Source organism: Roseivivax jejudonensis, assembly GCF_900172265.1.
In the GTDB taxonomy this organism is placed as follows: Bacteria; Pseudomonadota; Alphaproteobacteria; order Rhodobacterales; family Rhodobacteraceae; genus Roseivivax; species Roseivivax jejudonensis.
The window spans coordinates 113,966-129,853 of sequence record NZ_FWFK01000008.1; the positions used below are offsets into that span (position 1 = coordinate 113,966).

General features: G+C 62.0%; 20 protein-coding genes. 2 read left to right on the forward strand and 18 right to left on the reverse strand.

Annotated elements, in window-relative coordinates:
• Positions 1-462: 462 nt before the first annotated feature.
• The 16 genes from ROJ8625_RS18650 to ROJ8625_RS18705 form a co-directional block, all read right to left on the reverse strand.
• Positions 463-1,014, reverse strand: a complete 552-nt coding sequence (locus tag ROJ8625_RS18650; protein WP_085793442.1) for a Panacea domain-containing protein — start codon at positions 1,012-1,014, stop codon at positions 463-465.
• Positions 1,015-1,105: 91 nt separating this feature from the next.
• Positions 1,106-2,656 (reverse strand): hypothetical protein, encoded by a 1,551-nt coding sequence (locus ROJ8625_RS18655; protein WP_143535193.1) that lies wholly within the window; start codon positions 2,654-2,656, stop codon positions 1,106-1,108.
• Positions 2,657-2,861: 205 nt separating this feature from the next.
• Complete coding sequence (locus ROJ8625_RS18660) at positions 2,862-3,647, reverse strand: hypothetical protein (RefSeq protein WP_143535194.1); 786 nt, start codon at positions 3,645-3,647, stop codon at positions 2,862-2,864.
• Between the two features lie 54 nt (positions 3,648-3,701).
• The gene (locus ROJ8625_RS20760) at positions 3,702-4,181 is read right to left on the reverse strand and encodes a hypothetical protein (RefSeq protein WP_143535195.1); all 480 of its coding nucleotides are present in this window, start codon (positions 4,179-4,181) and stop codon (positions 3,702-3,704) included.
• Between the two features lie 3 nt (positions 4,182-4,184).
• Entirely contained in the window at positions 4,185-4,460 is a 276-nt protein-coding gene (locus ROJ8625_RS20765) for a hypothetical protein (RefSeq protein ID WP_143535196.1), read from the reverse strand.
• 8 nt (positions 4,461-4,468) lie between these two features.
• On the reverse strand, positions 4,469-4,717 hold the full coding sequence (locus ROJ8625_RS18665; protein WP_085793445.1) for a hypothetical protein: 249 nt from the start codon (positions 4,715-4,717) through the stop codon (positions 4,469-4,471).
• Positions 4,714-5,151, reverse strand: a complete 438-nt coding sequence (locus ROJ8625_RS18670; RefSeq protein ID WP_085793446.1) for a DUF5681 domain-containing protein — start codon at positions 5,149-5,151, stop codon at positions 4,714-4,716. The genes ROJ8625_RS18665 and ROJ8625_RS18670 overlap by 4 nt, the downstream gene beginning before the upstream one ends.
• Positions 5,148-6,215, reverse strand: coding sequence for a bifunctional DNA primase/polymerase (locus tag ROJ8625_RS18675; RefSeq protein ID WP_085793447.1), 1,068 nt, complete (start codon positions 6,213-6,215; stop codon positions 5,148-5,150). Before ROJ8625_RS18675 ends, ROJ8625_RS18670 begins: the two co-directional genes overlap by 4 nt.
• A complete protein-coding gene (locus ROJ8625_RS18680; protein WP_234984317.1) occupies positions 6,215-7,090 on the reverse strand; it encodes a hypothetical protein in 876 nt (291 codons plus the stop codon). The genes ROJ8625_RS18675 and ROJ8625_RS18680 overlap by 1 nt, the downstream gene beginning before the upstream one ends.
• Positions 7,087-7,317, reverse strand: a complete 231-nt coding sequence (locus tag ROJ8625_RS18685; protein ID WP_159456821.1) for a transcriptional coactivator p15/PC4 family protein — start codon at positions 7,315-7,317, stop codon at positions 7,087-7,089. The genes ROJ8625_RS18680 and ROJ8625_RS18685 overlap by 4 nt, the downstream gene beginning before the upstream one ends.
• Positions 7,314-7,544 carry a transcriptional coactivator p15/PC4 family protein gene (locus ROJ8625_RS18690; RefSeq protein ID WP_085793450.1) on the reverse strand — a complete coding sequence of 77 codons (231 nt, stop codon included), beginning with the start codon at positions 7,542-7,544 and terminating at the stop codon, positions 7,314-7,316. The genes ROJ8625_RS18685 and ROJ8625_RS18690 overlap by 4 nt, the downstream gene beginning before the upstream one ends.
• Positions 7,545-7,641: 97 nt before the next feature.
• Entirely contained in the window at positions 7,642-7,998 is a 357-nt protein-coding gene (locus tag ROJ8625_RS18695; protein ID WP_085793451.1) for a hypothetical protein, read from the reverse strand.
• 108 nt (positions 7,999-8,106) lie between these two features.
• Entirely contained in the window at positions 8,107-8,361 is a 255-nt protein-coding gene (locus ROJ8625_RS20770; RefSeq protein WP_143535197.1) for a helix-turn-helix transcriptional regulator, read from the reverse strand.
• A gap of 135 nt (positions 8,362-8,496) precedes the next feature.
• A complete protein-coding gene (locus ROJ8625_RS20775; RefSeq protein WP_143535198.1) occupies positions 8,497-9,198 on the reverse strand; it encodes a hypothetical protein in 702 nt (233 codons plus the stop codon).
• Positions 9,195-9,461 carry a helix-turn-helix transcriptional regulator gene (locus ROJ8625_RS18700; RefSeq protein WP_234984318.1) on the reverse strand — a complete coding sequence of 89 codons (267 nt, stop codon included), beginning with the start codon at positions 9,459-9,461 and terminating at the stop codon, positions 9,195-9,197. The genes ROJ8625_RS20775 and ROJ8625_RS18700 overlap by 4 nt, the downstream gene beginning before the upstream one ends.
• Positions 9,454-10,641: a tyrosine-type recombinase/integrase gene (locus ROJ8625_RS18705; protein ID WP_085793453.1), complete on the reverse strand. Its 1,188-nt coding sequence runs from the start codon at positions 10,639-10,641 to the stop codon at positions 9,454-9,456. The genes ROJ8625_RS18700 and ROJ8625_RS18705 overlap by 8 nt, the downstream gene beginning before the upstream one ends.
• Positions 10,642-11,305: 664 nt before the next feature.
• Here ROJ8625_RS18705 and ROJ8625_RS18710 point away from each other — a divergent pair.
• A complete protein-coding gene (locus ROJ8625_RS18710) occupies positions 11,306-11,518 on the forward strand; it encodes a hypothetical protein (protein WP_085793454.1) in 213 nt (70 codons plus the stop codon).
• A gap of 548 nt (positions 11,519-12,066) precedes the next feature.
• Positions 12,067-12,195, forward strand: a complete 129-nt coding sequence (locus tag ROJ8625_RS21510; RefSeq protein ID WP_268794704.1) for a hypothetical protein — start codon at positions 12,067-12,069, stop codon at positions 12,193-12,195.
• Between the two features lie 459 nt (positions 12,196-12,654).
• Here the strand turns inward: ROJ8625_RS21510 and ROJ8625_RS18715 are convergent, their stop codons facing one another.
• Positions 12,655-15,222, reverse strand: a complete 2,568-nt coding sequence (locus ROJ8625_RS18715; protein WP_085793455.1) for an HWE histidine kinase domain-containing protein — start codon at positions 15,220-15,222, stop codon at positions 12,655-12,657.
• Positions 15,219-15,815, reverse strand: coding sequence for a heme oxygenase-like domain-containing protein (locus tag ROJ8625_RS18720; protein WP_085793456.1), 597 nt, complete (start codon positions 15,813-15,815; stop codon positions 15,219-15,221). The genes ROJ8625_RS18715 and ROJ8625_RS18720 overlap by 4 nt, the downstream gene beginning before the upstream one ends.
• Positions 15,816-15,888 lie beyond the last annotated feature (73 nt).

A 15,888-nucleotide genomic window follows, 5' to 3' on the forward strand; every position in this document is an offset into this window, starting at 1 on the left:
ACGATTGCCCGCGACGGTCACGCGAAGCCGAAGTATCTTGGAGCTAGGCGACTCACCGAGTGTCCCAGCATGTCGAGAAACACGCTTATCATTGCAGGCCCTTCTTCGCTGACTGGCCGGCCGCTTCGCTGAACTCGACATATTTTTATTCCTCAGAACGGCTCATCAGCTTCATCCCAGACCATGTCGTCGGGTCGCGAGTATTCCACCCAAAGTAACTCGACGGTTCGCTCCTGCTCATTCATTCGAAACCATATAGAGTGCGACAAGATAACATCCGGTCCATTGAACCTCAGATGCGTTCGCGCAAGTCGTATTTCAGCCACACTCGTTTCAGGGAAAGCAAGTGGCTCGCGATGCAATGCATAGATTATTGGAGCAATGGCATCATCAACTTGTCGCGCGCCGCCGCATTGTGCGACGGCACGCAAGTAATCGTCGCTCTCAACTATAGACCACCCGTTACCAGCCAAGCTCTCGTGCCAACTCTTGCGTTCTTGTCTGCTCGGCGTCCGAAAGCGGGTCTCCAGAAAGATGCACGAGTTCGTAGGGCATGTGGTCTTTGTGCCGCAACGCGCGCCAACGAATGTCGTGAGAGGCATCACTGACTTCTGCCGCGGTTTGGCTCCACAGCTCCCGTATCACCTCATCAACAAGGTACAGCTCATCGGCGGTGAACAGGTCGACAACCGGCTCTCGAAGCGCAATCGGGCGGTCCTGACGATGGTCGGGTCCAACTTGTCGCTTCTCGACACGCAAAGCACCTTCACGCACCAGTTCATCGCGAACCGGAACCAGCATTTTGGGGGCAGGCCCCTTCGGGAGGCGGAAGTAACGAACTCCTGTCAGCGGCACACCGAAACGCTCAAAGGCCCGAAAGTCCGAGTGGTAGAGGATCTTGTTCAGCTTGACTGCGCCAAACCAATGGTCGCTCTGGCATTCCATGCAAATATACAGAATCAGTTCGCGAAACCGCTGCGTTCCGCGAGGCACATCAAACGTTTCGTGCAGCATTCCTCGCACCACGGGCACTCCTCACATTTCGCAATACCATATATGGTAGAATTTGCCAAAATTTTATCCCGGACGAGAGCGCGAGCCCGGCCTACCTTTCTAGCGCTGGAGTAGCGCCAGTGATCATGGCCGCTTGCGAGCGCGTGAGCTGAGGAGACTCAGAAGCAGGACGGAAACCCGATGCCGCGTCTCTGATGGCCTCCACGCCTTGGCGAACGGCTTTGTCGGCGTAGCCCTTTGCAGCCGAGCCCACGACCATCGCAGGCAGCGTAGCACCGCCGGAGAGAATGCCGCCGGTCGTGTGCAGCGCCAGCATCAAGCCGTTTCCATCGGGCGAAAGTTTCCCCAGAAGGCGGGCGAAGTTCTCACTGCGGGAGCCACGAACAAACTGGCGCATAAGGCTAATTTCGTCCTCGCTGAAGAACCTGGCCTTCTTCTTGTCATTGATGATCGACGTGACCGCCTGGCGATACTTGTTCAGGATGTTGCCACCGGAACCAGTAGACGCCGTTTGGTCCTCTGCCTTCCTGAAAGCATCGTCCAAGAGCTGAGATTTGGCGTAGCGAGCGTTCGCAGCTCGGGCGAGCCCCATGACTTCAGAGGCTCCGGCCCTGCTGTCGATCAGCGCATCAATCTCTCGGATGGCGTCAAGGATGAAAGGTTGATCCGGTGCACTGCTGTAGCGTCGCCATAGGCTCTGGCGAATTCCGTCTAGTTGGGACAGCGTGGTATTCGGCTGATCTGCTCGCTTCTCCAGCGTTCGCAAGACCGCGCGGCCGGCGTTGTCAACTTCCTCAACGTAGTTTGCCGCCTCAAAGGCTCTCGTAGCTCGCTCGTAAAGGCTGCGCATTTCGCCGGAGCCAAAGCTCTCACCTGCCTCGTCCACCGCGCGATAGGCTAGATCCTTGGTGGTCCTGAGGGCGCCGAGCGTGGGTCTCTGCTGTGATTGCTTGAAAGCCATCCTGACGCGCGTGGGCACCCCGCTGAGAGCGTCTACCGCCTTTGGCGCTACTGTTCCGAAGATACCACCCAGCGCTCCTGTGAGGGCACCTGACTGCGCCCGGGCCGATGCGTCCCCCTCACCCTCCAGGAACCCGTACAGACCACCTGCGCCCGCACCCAGCGCCATTCCAGCGCCGCTGCGCCCTAGGGCATTACTTGCCTTAGCGGCGAGCTTTGCACCACCAGCGCCGGGAATAAGCGCAGGGGCGACTTCTGCGGCGAATGCCACGCCTGGGTTCTCGTCGCGCAGCTGTTGCTCTTGGTCACGGCGAACCTGCAACCGCTCATCGTAGGAACCGCGCCCCATAGCGGCGTCAGTCGCCGCTGCCGCCTCGTCCCCCACAAGGCCGAGCGTCAGGCTTTCCCCGCCGATGTTGAGCGCTGTCGCCGCCTTCTCACCGAAAGACTGTACACCGTCATCAACGCCGACGATATTGTCTTTCAGGCGCCCTGTGAACGACATGTCAGCGCGGGGCGGGCGAGCTTGCGGACGAACCTTTCCCAAAGCCGCGCCCTGCGCCGCCTGCTCTAGTCGCTTCCGACGTGCGGTTAGCCGGGCCAGTTCCTCGAAATTTCGCGGGCGGATTCCAGACGGCTCCTTGGTTCGGTCCTGCGATGACTCAGCGCCGCTCTCTTGCATGGCCTTTCGCTTCCTCGCTTGAGCCTGCATCAATTGGAGGCGCCTCAATTGCACATCGGTCGCCTCTGACGTGGCTGATCCCTCTGCGCGATTATTCGAGGCACCGACTGAGCTTTCCGACGCCCGGTCAGAATCCCTAAGCGCGTTGCTGGACATTGGCTTTCCCTCGATCCTTCCAAATCGCTTTGCTCGCCTCAACGAGGAGCTAGAACAGGCCTAGCAAGCCCGCTCCGACACCGCCCGCAATTGCCATCGGTCCACTCAAGCCCATAGCCGCGAGACTTCCGTATGTGCCAAGGCCGCCAAGCCCCGCACCCAGTGCCTTTTCAGCACCGCTCGCGCCCGGCATCGTCTGGCTGCCCGACGTAGTGCCGCCCTGGCCGCCCATCAGCGCCGCAAGGTTGGCATAACCCATGAGGTTGTCACGCGGCTGAAGCTCGCCCTCGTAATAACGCTCCATGTCCGCGTCAATCCGGCGCTGGCGCAGGGCATCACGCTCATCACCCACGGCACCCATCATCTGTGCCCCGAGATAACCCGCCTGCTCGGTGCTCGGCGTCAGCGCCACGCCACGCAGCGCATTCGTCTGCATGTTGTTCATCGCGTCGTAAGCGAACGGCGCCGTCGCCTCTGCCGCTACCCGTCCCACGGTATCCATTGCTTGGGACGAGTTGAGCATGCCCGACCCGGAGAACTGCGCCGTTGCCGCTGGGATCGCGGCATCAAGTGCATTGTCCTGCGCGGCCTTAAGTTGCTCGCTTTGGAAGCCGCCAGACATCATCTTTGATAAGTAACCTTGAGCATCGTCCGTGAGACTTGGTCCGCGCGCGCGATCCATAATCATCTGTTGGGAGACTGCTGTGGGTGCACCTGGTCCTGCGACGCGGTTGCCCTCGTAGGGAGACGCTGAAAAGCCACCAGAGCCATAGAGCTTGGAGCCGCCTGCCATAGCTTCTTTGAGATATGGTTTAGCAGCCTTCCACGGCTCCATCTTTTGCGTAGTTTCAGTCTTTTCGCTACCACCGCCTGGCATCTCATTTACCCTTTAGTTCAGCCGTGCGTTTTCGCCGGGCGCTTCATTCAGTTTACCATCACCATCTATATCAAGCCACATCGTTCGATATATCTCAGGTGCGATTTCTTCGGCCCATTGATCGCCGCCACAAATCCACGCTGTCACATGAACAACGCTCAGCAGAGAATGCGACAAAACTTCGATGATGGGCTGATCGGGGCTTTGCTCAGGATCAAGGCTGGCTATCGTCCGTAACTGAAGGCAACTTGTCAGAACAACAGGCCGAAGTATCGCCGCATGCTGGACGAAGAACGGGTGTAGCTCTTTTCCAAATGCCATCCAGACCGTCATCCGCCCCATGCAGTCGGTTTCGCTGGTTTGGGACATGCGTATCCACTCGCTGCAGGCGATGGAGAGGTTCTCCATGAAATTCACGGCCTGAGCGTTCCCACAGAACCATTTGTTCAGGTCCTTTGAGTTTAGCCTCAAGAGTTGATGCTTGCCCGTCATTTTCTAAGTCTCCAGGTTTTGATGATTGACACCAATCCGAGTCGAGCATCTGGCTATCTCGACAAGAAATTCTGCAAAGTCATCAATCATGGTGAAGCTGCAAGAATTCGCTTTCGGGTTTCTGAAAACAACAAGCTCCTTCCAGACGAAGCCGTCAGCTGTCGCGACCTGATTGGCCTGTCGTTCTATTTCTGCGTCCTCTAGGTCGGCGGGTGCGAAAACGATTATCGCAAGCGACGTGTCACCCCTGCCTGCCTCCAGCCTTTCGACGCGGTTCATGAGCTGTCTCATTGCGCCGGACGCCTATGCTCTTCGAAGACGGATTCCGCGCGCGCGTAGAAGCTCTCGCTGGTTTCACCCTCTGCCCGTGCGATGCTGGAAACGCTGCAATTCACGAAGAGCGCGACATCGGGTGCATCTTCTTGGCTGTCCGCATGGTCTGCCCTCTGGGCCACGAGAAAGATGATTGCAGGCCATTCCTTGTCCGGGGCGTTATCGCCTTCCAGCCGTTCGATCCGCGTACTCAACTTGCTCATGTCCTGCTCTCCAGTGCCGCCACGCGGCGTTCGAGTTCTTCGGTCTCAAGGGCCCGCCGGTAGGTCTCGACCAGCGCCATGACGCTTGCCGCTTCGCTAGGTGTCAGCTCACCCTCGGACACGGCCTTCAGGACCGCCTGCGCCGCCTTGGTGGCGTCTTCGGCGGTCTTCATTTCGGGTAGGTCAAAGCTGACCGGGGCGTCCTTCTTGGCGGGAGCGATCCGCTCCAGGCAGAGGCGCATGGCTGTCGTGTCCCCCTCTAGCGCCATCTCGACAGCCTTGCGGGTAATGCCCTCGGCTTCGCCCTCCAGCAGTTCCTCCACCGCGCGGGTGATCTTGTGGCGTGTGCCCTTCGGGCGACCCGGATTACCGGGCGCAAACGTGCCGTCGGGGTTGCGGGTATCCGTAGTCGAGCCGCTATTTCGGTGGGTCATCGTGCGGCCTCCGAGACTTGCCGGATCTGCCAACAATCACTATACACCTCTTCCCCCCGGAGGGATTGGGATACCAAGCTGTAGAGGCCACACTGACGACGGCTTTTATCCGGACTGCGGCGCTCGGCCAGGTAACCACGCTCAAGCAGTACGTCCCGGGCGCATTCGATACGCCGGCGCGGCCATGGCGGTGAACCAGCCTTGCTCATGGCTGTGGGCGCGATTGCGAACGACTGGCGGTTTGGATGCCAGCGCTGGAACAGCAGATACAGCGCATAAGCTTCCGGCTGGTCGATCAGACCGTCCATGATCCTGTCTCCGTTCGTGATCTGGGGTTTCTTGAGCCCGAGGAAGTTCCGGCCGGCGGCCTCGTACTTCCATGCCGAGCGCGCGCAGCCTTCGACCTCTCTCAGCCCGAGCGGGTTGGGGAATGCGCTGCACCAGGTCTCGGCCGCGTCGATCAGCGTCTCCACGTCGTCGCAGTGGCGCGCCTCTGCCATGCACCAGCGAAAGAGGCTGTTGTTGCGCTCACCTTTCCCGATGCTCTCAGCGGCCCTCAGGGAGCCAGTGCTGAGCGCTGCAGCCGGGATGGTCGGGAGGTTTGCGATGTCGCCAAGACCGCCGGTCCGGAACGCGTACGACGCGCCCAGGTCTTCGCGGCGAGACGGCGGCGCGATGGTGAAGCCGTCGCCGAGGATGTCGATTGGCTGATTGGATAGAGGGCGGATAGCTCGCCCCTCACCATTGTGCCGATACCAGAGCTTCGACTTTCCAGACGCGGTTCTGATCGTGATCGGGGTCTCGCCGAACCGGTCAACGGCAACGGCGAGCCACGCGTCTCCAACGGCGTCCACGTCTACTTCGACCAGGCCGGATGGCTTGCCCATGACAAGGCCGAGTCCGTCCGCATTGGCCAGTCTCGAGGAACGCGCCCACGCTCGCGACTTGTTTGCGTTGGCGTGCTGCCAGCCCTTCACTGCCGGACGCTTCGCACGGGTATCCACCGGGAAGGTGGCGAGCCCGTGATCCGCGAAGTGGGGAGCGTGCTGAGCGAAAACACCCATTATGCTGCCCTCCCGATGAATTGCATCAGGGTGGCGCGCTCTTGGGCCTCGATGTTTTTCAGCTGCGTCAGTTCCTCGTGCGGCAAGTGCGCTTCGATGGCACTCTCCACGAGCCGACGCAGGAGGTCGGGCGGCATGGCATCCAACTCGGCAGCGAACTCGTAAGGCCAACGCTGATCCGCCCTTGACTTGCGCTTCGCTGGGCGGGTCGGAAGCTCGTGGTCGATGACCTGCTGGTACGTCAGCCCGAGTTCGTGGAAGACGACGGGCACATCGAATTCGGTGCCAAAGCGATGCAGTTTGTCCCTTAGCGAGCGCGCGGCATCCCGTCCGCTGCGGTCGAAGTCGTAGAGCGAGTAGACCACGAGTGTCTGGCCGATGCCGATCATGTCGTTTACTGCCTCGAAGGCGAACGTCTCCGAAGAGAAGCCACCGGTCGGCATGAGCGGCACGTCGTATTCGCTCGTAACCGGCGCGATTACACCAGCCAGCGCGCTCTTCTCGATCCAGATTTCCACCTGTTCGGCCGCATCCGCCCAAAGAGCCTTGCGGTACACCTGCGCGGTGCGGCGCAGTGCGTCCTGCCAGCCGTCATAGGTCCGGGGCTTCCGCATGTAGCGGGTGGCGTCCGCAACTGCGCTGTAGGGCATCCTACCGGCACGGCGAAGGGCGAGCACTTGTGCCTGCACCTTGCCGTAGCCACTCTCAGACTTCTCGATAAGCCCGGCAACGGTCGCGGCATAAAACAACTGCCGGACTGTCACGGGACCGTGCAGGTTGGCGTAGCTGATCAGGAAGTCGGCGCGCGCTTCCATCTCAGCGCCAGTGGCGCGCCCGCGCTTTATCCGGCCAGCCTGATAAACACCGGAATTCATGACGATGCCCCCTGATTTGGGGACATCGCGCGCAGCACATCATTGAGGCCGACGCAAAGTTCGGGAAGCTCGTGCGGCTCGATGGATACGCCTTGCTTTGAAGGTCGCATCCGACCATCTCTGAGCGGATACCAGAGACGCAGGTCGACGCGCTGCCGGCCCTGCGCCCCCTCCAGCGTTAGGCGCAGTTCCTTACCATTGGTCTGCGAGATTGCGGCGTAAATCACTGCTGCTGCCCTCCGCACTCGGGCGGCATCTGCTGCGCCTCGTTCAGAGCCCAGAGGAAATCCGACAGCAGCTCGGCCTTGAAGGCGATGCCCTGCTTGCCAGGCTTCATCTCGCCGCCCGCGTCGTAGAAGACGCGGACGTTGATCATGTCGTGGCCTTTGAAGTCATTCCGCATGACGCGGATTTCCTCGCGGTCGTTCTTCCTGATCTTGGTAAACAAGGGCATCAGCCACGCCCTCCGAATGCGAGCCCTGCGATGACGCGGGCGGTCGGTTCAGGCAGGCCGTGGCGCTTGCGGAGACGGTCAATCTGCAGGCGGCGGATCATGCTGCCACCTGCTCGCTGGCCACGCGGTGAACCCGCGAAACAAGCGTATACGTTCCGTAAGCACCCGCTCCGGTGTTGGGATCACCGGCGTAGTAATCCGTGTGGATCTCGACGCCGGTTTCGCGCTTCAGCAGATGCACGATGTCCGAGATGCGCACGGGCGACGCGCAATAAACGGGTGCAGCAATCAGCAGATCCATCACCTGGCGGCGACGCTTCGACAGGATGTGGCGCGTAACCGAGCCGTCCGCTTGCTGGATGGCATAGGTTGCAGCGGAGCGGTCAGACGGCAGGTCTGAAACACGCCAGATGCGGCGTGTGCTGGCTGGGGGAATTGCAGTTTCGGTCTTCATGGTTCGTCCTTTCCAGTTGAAAGGACCGAGCCGCGTCGCTATACTTTCAATTGCCGCTGAAAGAATAACGCCCCTGCGAGCCCGGTCGGGTTTGCGGGGGTTTTTCTTTTACGCGGCTTCGCGATTGGCGGCGGCGTTGTCGATAACCGCTTGGATTTCGCTGCACTTCCAGCGGCTCATTCCGCCAATCTTGATCGGGCGCGGAATCACGCCATCCTGAACGCGGCGCCAGAACGTCGAGACAGACGCACCGAGCATCGCGGCCGCTTCCTTGTCGCGAAGGAGCGGATCAGCAGGAATAGCGAGCTTGGGGGCTTCGCCGATATTCGACGTCGCTTGATTTCCAGAATAATTCGTTTGCATCTCTCAGCCCTCAGGTCAGCGCCGGGGGCTAAGTGCTCAACCCTCGGCTTGATTGCGATGGGTTGAGAATACGGCGGGCAGTTCTGTCGCATAACGGGGTGCAGCATCTCTGCACACCACCCCGCAGGGGCTAAACTATCTAGGCGGACCAGCGTTTTTGTTGCGATACTCCCTCATTCTCGCGATTTCCCAGTCACTTAAGTCCGGAATATTTATCGAGAAAGAACCATCTGTGACCGCTGACATGTATCGCTTGGGGACTGCATGTGGGACCTCGTTGGCGACGAGTTGCATCACGGTCAGCTCCCTCTGAAACCAAGCGGAAACCTTCAAGAAGCGATCCAGTGCATTGGATTCCTCAAAAAGGGCTTTGCGAACTGTTACTTCGTCTAAAATTTCGTGCGCGGCCCAAAGATGCGCCACAGACTCAAATTTTGGCCACATCTTAGACTGCAAATTATTAGCGTCAGAGCTTACTGATCTTCCCGACGAGTCTCGCTGAGTTGAAACCCACTCCGAGACAAGAAACGCCGCCTTCATTTTTTTCTTTTCGCCATATTTCTTTATGTTCCTAAGCATCTGAATAGCCAAACACCCACAAAGCCTGCCGTTCTGAGTTCGCGTCGGTGCATCCTTGAAAATTAGTTTGCTAAACCGCGAAAATTCTTCCGCTTCGCCCAATGCCATGGCGGCACCATCACGAAGCGCGATATCGATGGCGTTGTTTCGATCCAGATCACTCTCCGGATACAGCATATACACGTGCAGAATGAGTGGAGCCAAAGAGGAAATACTTCCGTCTTCGCCTAAGATTGGCAGGACTTCAGCCTGGGTCACAACATCTCCGTTTCATGCCTAAGTGCGAGCCAATCTTGCACGGTGCGGCTATACCAACCCACGGCGCGCTCTCCGATCCGCGCGGGCACCGGCAAGTCACCACGCGCAATCATGCGGTACAACGTGCTCTTACTTGGGCCGGTGAGGCTCTCGACCTCGGGGCGGCGCAGCATTCTGTCAGTCATTTTTCTTTCCTTCCTTGACTGACGTGATGAATATACCGCGACGTTTTCGCCAAAGTTAAAGGCCAGTTGCTCAGGCAAGTTTCACCACCTTTCCGGTGCCTTTGCCTGTTACGTGGTCCGCCCACCGCTCCAGTAGGGCGTGCCGCTGCTCCAGGAAGTCCGTTCGCCGATAAGCGCGCTCGACCGCGCTGCCGGTCGTATGCGCCATCACGGTCTCCGCGACCTCGTGCGGTGCGTCGGTCGTCTCGGACAGCCAGGTGCGCAAACTACTGCGGAAGCCGTGCGGCCTCTCAGGCAATTCGCGGCGCTCCATAAGACGGGACATGGTTGCGTCCGAGATGACGCCTTTCCGCGCGCTCGGGAAGAGGTACCCGTCTCGCGAATGCGGTTTTGCCAACTCGATAACGGCCAGAACTTCAGTGGACAGCGGCACGCGGAAGTCGCCAGTCTTGCCCTCGCGGCCCTTCATCAGTTCCGCCGGTATCGTCCAAACGCTACCGTCTATCTGGTCGAGGCTGAGAAAGCGGATTGGCTTTGACCTGGCGCCGGTCAGTATCAGCAGGCGAAGCGCCAAGTGCGTGACGGTCGGCTCGTTCAGGGTCTCGTAGAACGCAGGCACCTCGCGCCAGTCCATCGACGCGATGTTCTGCGGCTTGTGCCGGCTCTTGCCAAGAAGCGCTTTGGCTTTTTCGGTAGCCTGCAGATCCACGTCGAGCCCGAGCGCGGCGGCGTGTTTCATCACAATGCTCAGCCGGTTCATGGCTTTTCGGGCCGTGTCAGCCTTGCTGTGCCAGATAGGCGACAAAGCAGACTTGATGTCCTGCTGGCTGATTTCTTCGACAGGAACCCGAGCGAGCTTCGGCAGGACGTGAAGCTCAAGCGGGGAGAACCAACGACCGGCTTTACCGTCCCCACGCAGTTCCGCCTTGCGCGCCTCAAATGCATCGGTCGCCACAGTGCGGAGTGTGTTGTCGGATCGGGCGGCCTCTCGTTTCAGACGGTCTCGCTCCTTGATCGGATCTTTCCCCTCGCGAGCAATCGCCCGCCAGCGCTCAGCTTCCAGCCGCGCTTCCTTGAGCGAGACGTCGGACAGCCGGCCGAGGCCCATCTCGCGGCGCCGGCCGTGGACGGTGACACGCAGGAACCACTGTGCGCCGCCATCATCACGCTTGTGCAACCAGAGGCCGCCGCCATCGGCATGCTTGCCTGGCCCAGCGTTCTTTACTTCTGCAGCTGAGAGCCTGTGCAGCGCGCGCACGTTCCGCCCACCCTTCTATCCACCCCAACATGTGCCACATCATGACACGGATTGAGGCCGAACGAAAGGGGTACACGCTGCGGTATCAGGATGTTGCGAGAAGCGCGAGATTGGGTGAGGCTACACGATATTGATGTTCAATGCCCTCTGCCGGCACCACCAATCCAGATCAAGTTTCGGTTCATAGTGAACCTCCGAGGTCCATTCTGGATCGCACGTGCGTGGCTCCGCGCTGCCAGCGTCGCTCTGCGCCAGACAAGGGTTCCGTGCGCCGGATCCTGCAGACGTCGCTTTGGCGCCCCGGCGTGCCGCCACTGCGTCGATATCCAAGCGCCGCCCTCGTCCGCAGTCGCAAGAATGACGGCATTGCTTTCGGATGCACCGGGGCGACTTCGAAGTCGTTTCGGTCGTCAGGCAAGGATACAGGACCACCGTCACCACGCCCTCCTGGTCGCTCCGACATTCAGCCTGGCACGACGATCGTCGCGAAGGAGGTATTCGGCCGGCTCTCACCCAGCGCGACCGAACAGGCGCATACGGGCTCCCGGCGTTTCGGCTCGGCGCGTGGCAACCACCCTTTCATTGAATGCTTGGAAACATTCTGCCCGTTTGGCTGTTCACGCTTTCGGGGAGGCAAGTGGCACCTTGCGAGAGGGAGGTCCCGATGACGGCGGCAGAGTCGGAGACGGTGCAGGCAATTCGCGAGCTGATCGCCTCGAGGATACGGACGGCCGAAGCGGTGTCCGCGTTCATGTACGCTCCTCATCCGCACCTCAAAGGGCGCCGGCCGCATGATATTCTCGCGTGTGCCGATCACTTCGAACTCATGGAACTCACATCTTGCGTGCTTTCGATGAGCAAAACGCGCTCGGCATAGAGCGCGGTGTTCTCCCTGCGGGCCTTGTCGGATGCCTTGGGCGCCCGCTTGGCGCAGGACGCGGGCCCGGCGGCCGTGCCGTAGCACTGTGCACACTCGCCCGAAGGCTCACGCTGCAAAATGGCGCGGGACGCCGAGGGCGACCTGGTCTGGTCTCACAGACGTCGAGGCTGGTCAGCCAACGCGAGGCGATACGACAGGGTGGCTGCGTCGAGAGGCCAAGTCCTGATTTTGGGGAACCGATATCGCTCACGTTGGTTATGTTCCAACATGGTATGAGATGTGAGATGTCCCGAGCCCCTCAACGCTTCGACAACCAGTCACGGAACCCACCAGCGCGACCGTCACCGCAAAAATTGGATGGCGTAGGGTGGGGCCACATTTGGGCAGTTCTCGGAGTGATGGTCGTCGGCGCGATCCTCTTTGGATATCAGTAGGATACCGCTGAACCAGAGGAGGAAGCGCGTCGCGAAAGATCCGCAGGTTGCCGCGACCGTCGCCTGCGGCTGACGTATCACGAGGCGGTGCAACTCAAGGAGTGGTCAAGCATGTCGAGAAACACGCTCATCATTGCAGGGCTCGCGGTCGTTGTGATCATTGTTCTCTTTGCCGGGTTTGGCGGAGTTGACGACGAGGGGTCGTCCCCCGAGGAACCGGCGGCCGAGACAAGCGAGTAAGCAATCCTCGCGTGGCTTGCGACCCCGTGCTGCCGCGGGGCCGCAGTGAATTCACCTTGCCCGATCAGCCGCTGCATCATGGCGACAACCACGGCGCGCGCTTCGAGCGGCGTGTGACGAGAATGCTGGTCGCTCGATCGGGTGACCTGGCGGGCAACGTCAGCGAATCCCGCCTCCGACCGGATGTCCGGAAGGTCATGCCCGTCGGCACCACGAAGCAAGCCAGTTTTAACAGTAAGGTTGCCGGTCGGGCGCGGGTCGGCAGGGTCGTGCAGGTCGCTGGCGAGTGCACTCGCGAGGAGTGCGCCGCGTCTCGCCCCGAAGCGTTTCGAGTTGTCAGGGCTTTGCCAGATGGCGGTCTCGCCCCACGCAGGGCCGCGCGGCTTTGCGCCGGATCCGCTCGGGCGCAAGCCGCGAGACATCGGCAGTCCCGGCGGCGCGTGACCGCACCGCCGCATCTCATTTGCCCAGGCCGAGCTCCACCAGCGCCTGTCCGATCGTCTCGTTCGAAAAGGGCTTCTGCACGATCCGGCAGGGCGGGTAGGCGGCCCGCAGGTCTTCCTTTTCGCCGTAGCCGGTGGTGAGCACGATGGGCGTGCCGATCTTGGCCAGCTCTTCGGCCACCTGCACAGACTGCTCGCCGGCGAGGTTCACGTCGAGAAGCGCGACCTGGAAGGTCTCGCGCGCAAGCTCGCGCTTGCCTTCGGCGACGCTCGCGGCGATGCGGACGTCGGTCGCGCCGAAGTCGCGGAGGATGTCCGCGGCATCCATCGCGATTATCATCGCATCCTCGACCACAAGAGCCGGACCCGAGAGCGCGGGCTCCCACGGGCGGGTGCTCTTGTCGACGCGTTGCAGCGCCACGACGTTCTCGGGTTCGGAGATGAAGCGCGGCGGGATTCGAAAGCGCGCGACCACGCCGGTCATGCGATAGTCGATCTCGGCCTCGCCGTTCAGCTCGAACGGGATGGAGCGTTCGATGATCGTCGAGCCGAAGCCCTGGCGTTCCGGCGGGCGCACAACAGGACCATCGGATTCGCGCCATGACACCTCCAGCGCGCCGGCGGTGTCGCGGGTGAGACCGACAGAGACGCGGCCGTCCGCGGTGCTGAGCGCGCCGTACTTCACCGAGTTCGTCACCATTTCGTGCAGAACCAACGCCATCGCGGTGTAGGCCTCGGGCGACAGCAGCACGTCGTCGCCCGTCACCGTCGCGCGTTGCACGTTCTCGACGTAGGCCGCGAGTTCGAGCTGCACGAGTTCGTCCAGCGATGCGGGCGCCCAGTCCTTGCGGGTCAGCTGGTCGTGCGCACGGGCCAGCGACTGGATCCGGCCGTCGAGGCTGGAGGCGAAGCGATCGAGGCCCACATCCTCGCGCCGGGTCTGCGAGATCAGGCCGCGCATGAGGTTGAGGATGTTGCGAACGCGGTGATTGAGTTCCGCGATCAAGAGCTCCTGCCGCTCCTGCGCGCGCTTGCGCTCGGCATTCGCGCCGTCGGAGATCCGCAGGAAGACCTCGAGCAGCAATGCGCGCAGCATCTCGCCGGCGCGGCGTTCGTCCTCGGTCCACGGGGCGGACTGCCCCTGAACGATCTCCTGCCACGCCTCGAAGCTCTTGCGCGGGTGCAGGCGCGTTGTGCCGTCGGCTTCGGTCCGCACGGTTTTTTCCGGCGCGCCGGCCCATTCGACCGCATGCGCCTCCTCACGCCGGCACAGGATCAGGTAATCGCGCGGCGTGCGCGAGATCGGCACCACGAAAATGCCCGAGCAGCGCGACGCATACTCGGCCGCCGGTGGGTGATCGCGCGACAGCGCCTCGGTCACGTAAACGGACGAGGACGCGGCGGTGTTGAGAAAGCGCGTGAGCGCGGTCAGTTCCTCGCCCTGCGGCGTCGCACCGGTGGCGGTGACCTTGCCGTCGGACACGAGCACCATGCCGTCATGCGGCAGCAGCGCCTCGAGTTGATCCGAGACCGCCGACAGGCTGCCGGCGAGGTCGCCGCCGACCGCGAGGCGCCGCAGAAGCTGGCCCTGCATGTCGCGGATCTGTGCCTCGTTCTCGCTGCGTGCGCGTTCCTGAAGGCGGGTCAGCTCGTAGCTGAACAGATGCGCGAAGAGCTCGACCGCCGTCCGCTTGTCGAAGGGCACGTAGTGTTGGCTGCGGTGGTGGCAGGCGAACAGGCCCCAGAGCTCTCCGTCCTTGATGATCGACACCGACATCGACGCGGCGACGCCCATGTTGCGCAGGTACTCGATGTGCACCGGCGACACCGCGCGCGTCACCGCGAGCGACAGGTCGAGCGGTTGGCCCTCGGGCGACCGGGCCGGCACGATCTCGGCGCCCGGGTCGTCGACGTCGGCGATCAGGCGCAGGAGATTGCGCTGGTAAAGCTCGCGCGCCTGCGCGGGAATGTCGCTCGCCGGAAAGCGCAGGCCGAGGTAGCTCGGCGAATTGCCGACCTTGGTCTCCGCGATGACCTTGCCCGAGTGATCCTTCTGGAACTGGTAGACCATGACGCTGTCGAAGCCCGACAGCGCCTGCACCGCGCGTGCGCCCTCGTGGGCGACGCGCGACAGCGTCTCTGCCTCCCGCACCTTCTGCAGCAAGGGATAGGTTTCGGACAGGGCATCGGAATCCCGGCGGCCGGCTTGCGGTTCGAACTCGATCACGAGGTGCCGCCCGCTCTGGTGCACCGACACGTCGAAGCGGGAATCGTGCACGGCGAGCCCGAAGATCCGTGTGGATTTCGCGCCCACCTCGAGCCCGCGCAGCCGGTGCCGGATCTGGCGCAGCGCCTCGTCGGGCAGCATGTCGGCCAGGGGGCGCCCGATCGGATCGCGCGCCGCCGGCTCGCCGAGCAGCTCGGCGAGGTTTTCCGATGCGTGTTGCACCATCCAGTCTGACGAGACGGCGATCAGCGCGCCGTAGCTTTGCACGCGACCGAGCATGTGGATCGGTTCGCTGGCGCAGCCGTCGAGGTCGATGTCGTTTTCGGCCGCTGTCGTGTTGGCGGTGGCCTTTTTCATGTCGTCGCGCTTTCGGATATGGTCCAGACGCGCGCCGCCGCCGCACGGTGGAGGTCGAACCCGGCACGGGCATCCGCGATGACGCGTTCGGCCCGGACCGGATCTTGGGAATGGGTGTCGAGCCGCTGCCGGAAGGCGCGCCACGCGCCTTGGGGAGCGGTCAGGGTAAAGGCACGGGGCAGGGCGAGCCCGGCCTCCGTCACCTGTCGGGCGAGCACGGCGGACCCGAGGCGGGCGCCGAGCGCGAGGTATCCCACGGCGAGCGTGTCGAGCCGGCGCGGAACGGCCAGATCGGGCAGAGGGGCATGCCCGGCGTCGGCGCAATCCTCGGACAGCGCCTCGATCAGATCCGCGAGAAGGCGGCCTTCTTCGGCTACCGGCGCACCGTCGCGCGCCGCCGCAAGTGCACGGGACGCGACGAGTTGCGCGGCGAGAAATCCGCTCAGGTGGGCGGCCGGATCAGCCGTGAAGAACGCGAAGGCCTCTTCCGTCCGGCTGTGCTCCGTCCCGGTCTCCGTCCTCAGCCGCAGCGACAGCGTCGTCTCGGCATCGTGGCGCAAGAGCCGCTGCTCGCTGGAAGTGCTGTCGAGCAAGGTTGACTCCTTCAATGTCAATCATACTCAACATATCTCGCCTCTTGCAGGCTTTAAACCATTGACAGACGGA